At 54.2% G+C, this 7,433-nt stretch carries 5 protein-coding genes; all 5 read right to left on the bottom strand.

The window, feature by feature from the left end; translation table 11 throughout:
- A partial coding sequence (gene pglZ / locus GX117_07465) for a BREX-1 system phosphatase PglZ type B (GenBank protein NLO33177.1) occupies window positions 1-1,234 on the bottom strand: 1,234 nt, incomplete at its 3' end.
- Window positions 1,231-2,058 carry a hypothetical protein gene (locus GX117_07460; GenBank protein ID NLO33176.1) on the bottom strand — a complete coding sequence of 276 codons (828 nt, stop codon included), beginning with the start codon at window positions 2,056-2,058 and terminating at the stop codon, window positions 1,231-1,233. The genes pglZ and GX117_07460, both read right to left, overlap by 4 nt.
- Window positions 2,055-5,927: an SAM-dependent DNA methyltransferase gene (locus tag GX117_07455; GenBank protein NLO33175.1), complete on the bottom strand. Its 3,873-nt coding sequence runs from the start codon at window positions 5,925-5,927 to the stop codon at window positions 2,055-2,057. The genes GX117_07460 and GX117_07455 overlap by 4 nt, the downstream gene beginning before the upstream one ends.
- Complete coding sequence (locus GX117_07450) at window positions 5,914-6,720, bottom strand: hypothetical protein (protein NLO33174.1); 807 nt, start codon at window positions 6,718-6,720, stop codon at window positions 5,914-5,916. Before GX117_07450 ends, GX117_07455 begins: the two co-directional genes overlap by 14 nt.
- A 202-nt stretch (window positions 6,721-6,922) precedes the next feature.
- The coding region (locus GX117_07445; GenBank protein NLO33173.1) for a BREX system P-loop protein BrxC at window positions 6,923-7,433 on the bottom strand (511 nt) is incomplete at its 5' end.

The raw sequence follows: 7,433 nt of genomic DNA, 5'->3' as shown, positions 1-7,433 counted from the left end.
GTTCAAGCCAGGGGATGTACAACGCGCCCAACACGGCTTTGACAAGGCCAACATCTGCTGTAGTTTTTGCCTGCTCCAGGGCATCCATTGCCGCCCGGTCGCAGTGCCACCCTTCGGCAGCATAAGCGTCGGCCAGGGCGCTGAGACCTTTCCCGCCAAGGGGTTTGTTTGCCAGCCGCGCAAGGCGGGACAGGGGTTCCAGTAACAGTGCAAGCGGGCTTTCTCCAAGCCGGGACCAAACCCAGGTACGCCGGGATCCATGCGCCGCTTCCAACGCAAGTATTTCGGCACAGGCTTTTGCGTGGGGAAGATTTGCCACTTCGCCCAAGGCGTTCCGAAGCGTCGCTTCCGCGTCCACATTGTGCGACGGCTGCCGGGAAGGGTCAGCGAGCAGGTCTGTTGGCCTTGCATCGTGCAGTACTTCTGCCACACCTGGATAGAGTTGCGGCGCTTCGCAGAAACGCTCCCACAGATCATTCCATGCGCCCTCACTTTCGAACAGTCGCTCACCCGCCCAACGGATACCATCCTGCTCCGGATCAAAATTAAAATCCCGTTTGCATACGCTCCTGAAACTCTCCCATCGCGCACCATCACACCGGCTCTGGAACGCCGCTTCGTCGCTCAACCACGAGAGCAGGTCCCGTGCCGGATCGCCTACCATGAGTTTGTCGAAATCTTCCGCCTCGAGCCGTCGCCCGCGCAGGCTTGTAACGGGTTCCGTCGCCAACACGGGTAGCGCCCGCATCATCGCTTCCTTCGTGCGCTGGTCCGTGGCCACATCGAGATCGAGCGCGTCCATCGAGGTCAGAAATGCTTCCACCGTCCAATCCCGTCCGTTGCGCTGATGCCACACCGCGCCACGGTACTGAAGTTCGATCAGCGGTTGCAGGTGGCGAGGACAATCGCCACCGGCGCGAAGCTGCTGTCGGCTTACCTCAGGCAGGTACACGATGGGTATGGTACCATCCGGGAGGGCCATGTCGGACAGCGTGCGATCAACAATACAACGGAGCCAGATAACCGGACCGGCACGGCGTTCTGGCGCGTAGGCGCCCAGAACGAAAAGTTGCGGCAGGGCCACCTGCAATGCTGGTATCAGCGAACGCCACTGGCCGTCCGCGTCGGTCCAGAGCAAGGCGACTGGTGCTTCAACTCCTTCGGGGACACACAAAGCCGACTCCATTGAGGTTCGCATAGCATCAATCAGTGTATCATGCACATGGTTTGTCAATTTGCTTCATTTCCTTCGGTTTCGGGTGGTCCCACGAGTACAATGGCAACATGATAAAAAGATTCATTCAGCCGTTCCATCTCAGTGTGCAGGACCGAAAGCTCCGAGAGTTGGAAAAGGCTGTGTAAGTCGGGGAAATCATAGGGGCGGCTTCGCTTGTCTTCTGCGTAACGGAAACGGTCAGACTTGGGATCCACCTTATTCATACGCGCTGCCCATTTTCTGATTCGCTCCAGTTCCTTCTGAACAGATGTCTTTTTTCCGATGGTCGCAGTCTTCGCATTGTCCGGAAGGCGAACACTGAGTATTTGGTGGAGAATGACCAGACTGTGCGGCTTCTTCTTCTCGTCTTCGTTAAGCACAGCCTGAAGGTCGACTCCGGCAAGAAGGAGCAGTCTCTTGAGGTTCACTTCAATGAAATGCCGGTAGCAGAAGAGCATCGGGAAAATGAGAGACTTGTCCGGATTGTCTTCGAGTAGACGGCAAAGCAAGTCGCCTGTGCGTTTATAGGAAGAGGCCACCGTTCCACAAGGCGAGTCTTTGTAGAAAAACTCATGCAAGTCTGGTGGTCCGGCGGGGCCAAGTGCTTGCAACGCTACCTCGAGGAGTCGCATTTGGCGCCGCGCGTCGTCGGGTTCCTCCGCAAGTCGCCAGCCCATGCGAACCATTTCCGAAAGGGCGTAATAAGGCACGTACCCTGTTTTGTCGTGTAAGTTTGTGGTATGGGAAAAATCGGCGACAATATCGTCGAATACGGTCTTTTGTATCTCTGGGAGTCCATTCCGCGCTTTTACATAATTGCCTGGAGGGTGGTTTTTCATCATCTGAGCCCCCCGCGTCTTGTCCGTGCAGATTGTTTGTGTGCATTAGTATAATGCAGGTCATTCCAGCGGTTGCCGTCGAAGGTTTTGCTGCCGGGGAAGTCTTGTGTTTTCTCATCCCAGCCCCAGAACCAAGGGTAATCTTCTATCGGGCGGGTGGGTTCTTTGCCGCGATCCTTGGTCCATTTAATTCTAGGCGTTACCCGCAGGATGGAGGCATTCTTAGCTTTAGCGTTCAGCGGGCGTGCGGTCATGAAGGGGCGGATATTCATGCGGACACCGTCGTTGATGTCGGGGTCCCAGCCGATGGCCTGCTCATGCAGGGGTTTCCATCGGACAAATATGTCATAGGGCGGTTCGCCTTCGAGGATCTTCTTCAGTTCATTCTGGAGATGTAGTGCCGCTGCCAGCCGTGCGTCTGCGCCTTCAACACCCTGCTGCTGGTCTTGCCGCTGCCGGGTAATCCAGTCGCCAAGATAGGTGTAGATGAGTTTTTCCAAGATGCGGCGACCAGTGTGCGTGCCCTCATAGTGGCAGCGGCATCCTGCCGCTGATTCCAGAGGCTGGAAGCCTCCGCCACTATGGTCTGCTTCTTGTGATGACACAGCATCCACCGTCGCTGATTCCAGAGGCTGGAAGCCTCTGCCACTATCTGCCAGTTTGTGGTAATTGACCAGCGCATTGAAACCGTCTTGCCGACCGTCCCATATATGCCAGATAAAGGGACGCTGATGGAACAGTGCGCAATGTTGCTCGAAAAAGCCGTCGCTCAACCAGTCCTCCAGCGATCCTTTTTTCATTCCTACGGCAGCCAGCAGTTCCCGCTCCTTGCCAGCGCTCCATGCATCGCCGAAAGCGGTGGCGAGGAGTGTCCGAAGGCGGGACGCGGCGGGTTGTTCCCGGTTGACGGGATGCAGGCACACAATGCCGTCATCATCGGCAAAAGAATATAGCGCCTCGCAACGTGCCACAAGTTCGCGGGATTCCATGGAGAGGCACATAGTGGCCGGAGCATCTTGCGCCGGATTTGCGGAACTGTAAGTTCCTGTCACTTCCTTTTCAGCAGGCCAGTGATACCCCAACAGCCGGGCTACCGCAACCTGAAGGACCGTTGCATCCACACGCGGTTCTGAGGCTACTTCCAGTCGTTTAGTGGCTTCATTCCAACGCACGCTGTCACAGGGATGACCATGAAATAGCCATTGTGTCGGATCGTCGGAATACGGTTCGGGAAGGCCATGCGGGTATTGTTCGGCGGCCACACGCTGCCAGTGGTCAAGGTCGAAGGGGACTTTGACTAGACTTGCATTCGTTACTTTAAGTGCTTGGTCAATTCGTCGGACTGCTTGTGCGTAGTCTGGCGACGAGCAGAAGCACCAGATGGCAGGAAGGTGAGATTGATTCTGGGGGACTATGATGGCGACATTCGTGTCGTTGGGATGACCTTCTGAGAAGGTAACGGGAAGTTCTCGCATGGCACTGACCACAACACCATTTTTCCCAATCGAATCGTTGCCACGCCAATATGCGTATCCTTGCTCCACCGCAAACATAAAATCAACATTTTTCCACAAAATTTGATGCCGCCCACCATAATGAAGAGGCCTTTCCACCGATGCTTGCCAACGTACACATTCTTTGTCCATGTTGGTTTCCCAGAATGCACGACCATAGTGTGGGTAGTCTGCGGGAGATACCCCCTGATAAGCACCAGAATACTCTGATAGAAGTTCTTGACCTTCTGCTGATTCAAACACTACTCTCGCATCCGGATTTTGCAGTTGCGCTCCTTGTTCAGACAACCAAATCTTGAAACCCAACCCCAACGCCTTCTCCTCAGGCCGTCTTGCCTCGGACACATCCAGTCCCATGAGCGCATGTTCCGTTTCAGGCGTAGTGTTGCTCAGGATGCAGAGGGCAACATTCACCACTTGACCGCTGATGGTTTCAAACGCGCACGGTCCAAGTCTGGCAATGACATCGAATGTTTTTTCCTTGAGCAGTTTTTCGCGTAGTTGTTTATAGCTGGTGAGAAAGAGCCAGTTATGCGGTGTGACAGATGCAATGGCTCCATAGTGGCCGAAGCATCCTGCTCCGGATTCCCGGAACTGAAAGTTCCGGCCACCATCCTTGACAAATTCCAGACATCTGGCCAAAAAAATCGTAGCCAAATCCTGTTTGGCTTCCGTGTAGTGTTTCTCTGCAAACTCACGTAATTCTGATTCCTGTTTTCCCCGCGCTAGATAGGGCACATTGGTTGCCACCAGCGTGTATTGTCCAGCAAGTATTTCCGCTGCCTTCGCCAAACCCTGAGCAGTCACTGCCATCTCATGCGAAGTATCGTCCTTGGTCTCCTGCTCCAGTACCTCTTCTAATAGCGGCTGAAGTTCATGATAGTCAGCGATATACATATCCTCGGTGTTTAGCCGTGGGTTGATAAGACTTCCCAACACTGCCGCCTTTTGGAATAACCCGTAAAGCCGCACCATGCCGTTCTGAAGTTTCTCATTGTCACCGACAACAGCCAGCCAGTCGGATTCTCGGGTATTCGGGGCGAGACCGGAGCAGGCGAGGTTCATGGGCGGCAGGGGTCGGTATCCCACGCGCCGCCACGCTGCCAGCGCGAGGTTGAATGCGGCAATCTGGGTGCAGCGGGGGTCAATCTCCAACCCGAATAGGTTATCGCGGATGACTGCCGCCACGGCGGTTGCTTCATCCATGCCTTCCTCTGCCATACGCAGCGCCACCAGCCGCTCGAACATGGCCACCTCGAAATGGCCGCTGCCCATGCATGGGTCAAGACAGGTGAGTAACTTTGCTGTCTTCGGCCAGCCATCAAACGTGCCTGCGGCAGGGCGCCATATAGTAGCAGAGCCATCCTGGCTCTGATTACAGAGGCTGGAAGCCTCTGCCACTATACTTTCCTGTTTAGAAGGACTGGAAGTTTTCCCCATAGTGGCTGCGGCATCCTGCCGCTGATTCCTGATGTAAGCAGGTTGCTCTATAGTGGTAGCGGCATCCTGCCGCTGATTACAAATGCTGGAAGCCTCTGCTACTTTGACAAACCGCAGATACTTCCAAGGGCATCCCGGCAATGCCACAGCATTGCGCAGTTCATCCTCGTCTTTGGCATTCGCTGCCAGTTCCGGATTTTCAGCAAGTACCTTGCCTGCATACCATGCGCCAAGGGTATTGTCGAGCAGGAAGTCCACCATGTAATCCTCGGTGAACAACTGCGTTACTGCGGGCAGTTCATCCGCGCCGATCTTGTTGCCCGATGCGTTGACTTCGTCCTTGCGTTCCGCCTGCCAGAATTGATAACACCAGCCCAGGCTGTCACCAGCGGTGAATACCTCACAAGGAAGACCCTTCAATAAATCCTCAAGAACGGAAACAGTTTCCGGCGGTAAGTTCACTTGGAGTACAGGATCATCCGGTCGGAATATCTCTTGCAGCATTCGGACAGCGTAACTGCTGGCCAGTTCCAGCCAGTCCTGATTCTTATCCCTCGCCAATTCCTGACATTCGGCCAATGTGATGGGAACACCCGTCTCCGGTTCGATAAGCAAATCATTTTCAGCCAGGAACCGGGCAAACAACATTCGGTGCCAGTGTTCGTAGGCGCATTCGCCGACAAGCCGTTCAATGGTTTGAGTGCCCCGTCGTTCATCTCGACGATCCCCCAACTGCCGACCATGTGCGCGCAGACGATTCCGCAGCTGGCGCTGTTCGAGGGACATGCTGGACCACGGCTCATGATGATGCACGGCAAGTTGCTCTATGGCCTTCCGCCCACCGGCCTCGGCCACACGACGGGCTTGCTTGACGGTATTTTCAAGTTGCCTTCGAAGAGTTCTTTCAAGACTTGCCATAAGTGTCTCCCCTTATGCCCTTGGTATTATGGTGTAGGTCACAGAGGCTGGAGGCCTCTGCCACTATACCCCCAGTATTTTGGTTCAAATCACAGAGGCTGGAAGATTCTGTCACTATGGCATCGTTCTCTTGGTTCTGGTCACAAAAGCTGGAGGGTTGCTCTATAGTGGCAGCGGCATCTTGCCGCTGATTCTCTTGTCGGGCAGTTTTTTCCATTATTGGATTTTCTCGTATGTACTGTCGTATACGTTCGTGCTGTTCCGGGCTGCGGATAATGTGGTCAAAAGACTCTTTTTGCCAAAATGGCCCTGTGCGTTCAACCATCTTGTTGATTTTGTTTGCAGTGAAAGACTTCCATGAATGGAGAATCTCCGACAGTTCATATTCATTGAATGGGGCAACCACTACGTGCACATGGTTGGGCATTACCACGAATTCATCAAGTTCATAACGTTTGCCGGAAAAATAGCGCAATGCGTCCTCGACTAATTGTTTCAGTTCCGGACGGGCGAGCAGGCAGGCACCGTAGCCTGCATCAAGCCACTGCTGAAGGCGCCGAGGAAAGCGGTCATAGAATTCATTCTTCGTCTCGGCATCGTGCGGTTCGGGATGAGCCGCGAGCCAAGCCTTTTTTTCTTCTTCCCATAGCCGAAGTTTTTCTTGAGGTATCGAATCCGCAGTCCGGAAGGTAACGAAATAGGTTTTGCCGGCCTGTCTCCAGTGCGGCAGCGTACCAGAAAGTTTTGCCGCTGTTTCGTTCTTGTCAAAATAGTACACGGTTTGGTCCTCAATACCAGAGGCTGGAAGCCTCTGCCACTACACAGGTATATCCTTGCTGTATTCTCAAGAGGTTGGAAGCCTCTGTTACTATACAGGTACATCCTTGTTATATTCTCAAGAGGCTGGAAGCCTCTGCTACTATGACTTTCTCAACTTCTATAGTGCGGCTAGAAGGTTGCGTTATAGTGGCAGCGGCATCCCTGCCGCTGATTCGCTAATCTATCAACACAGGCCCCTGTTTCAGGGCATCCAGTACACGTTTCTTTTGTTTTTCAATCCACTTTTCGACATCCGCCTCGGAGCGTAACGTTGCACGATCAATGTTAACCGTCTGCACCTTTGGTTCGAGTTGTTTCGCAGCGCGTTGAATCGCTTGGCTTACACGGCCAGGGATGGCGTCAATTTCCGCCCGCATTGCTGTAAGCGACCGGGCATCCAGGTATGCCGCCAGTGCCTCATCGGTCTTTACAGAGGGCGGCACAGGTGTCACCAAGCCTACCTGTCCAAGGATACTGTTCCGATCCTGTTCCAGAAGTTGCATCCAGGCATCGTTCGCCGTCAGCGCCTGCGTTGCTTTTGCGTAGGCCGTCTCGTTTTCTTTGTGTAGCCGATTTACCTCGCTTCGCAACAGGTCGGCCAGTTCCTTCCGTAACGGAGACACATGATCGGTAGCATCCAGCAACAATCGTTGGTCACGGACAGCGTCCATCTGCTCGATGTGGGGG

The organism is Candidatus Hydrogenedentota bacterium (assembly GCA_012523015.1).
Lineage (GTDB): Bacteria > Hydrogenedentota > Hydrogenedentia > Hydrogenedentales > CAITNO01 > JAAYBJ01.
This window is presented reverse-complemented; position numbering and strand designations above follow the sequence as displayed.

Coding starts and splice junctions, on each gene's coding strand:
- GX117_07460 (NLO33176.1), bottom strand. CDS start 2,058: ATGATGAAAAACCACCCTCCAGGCAATTATGTAAAAGCGCGGAATGGA.
- GX117_07455 (NLO33175.1), bottom strand. CDS start 5,927: ATGGCAAGTCTTGAAAGAACTCTTCGAAGGCAACTTGAAAATACCGTC.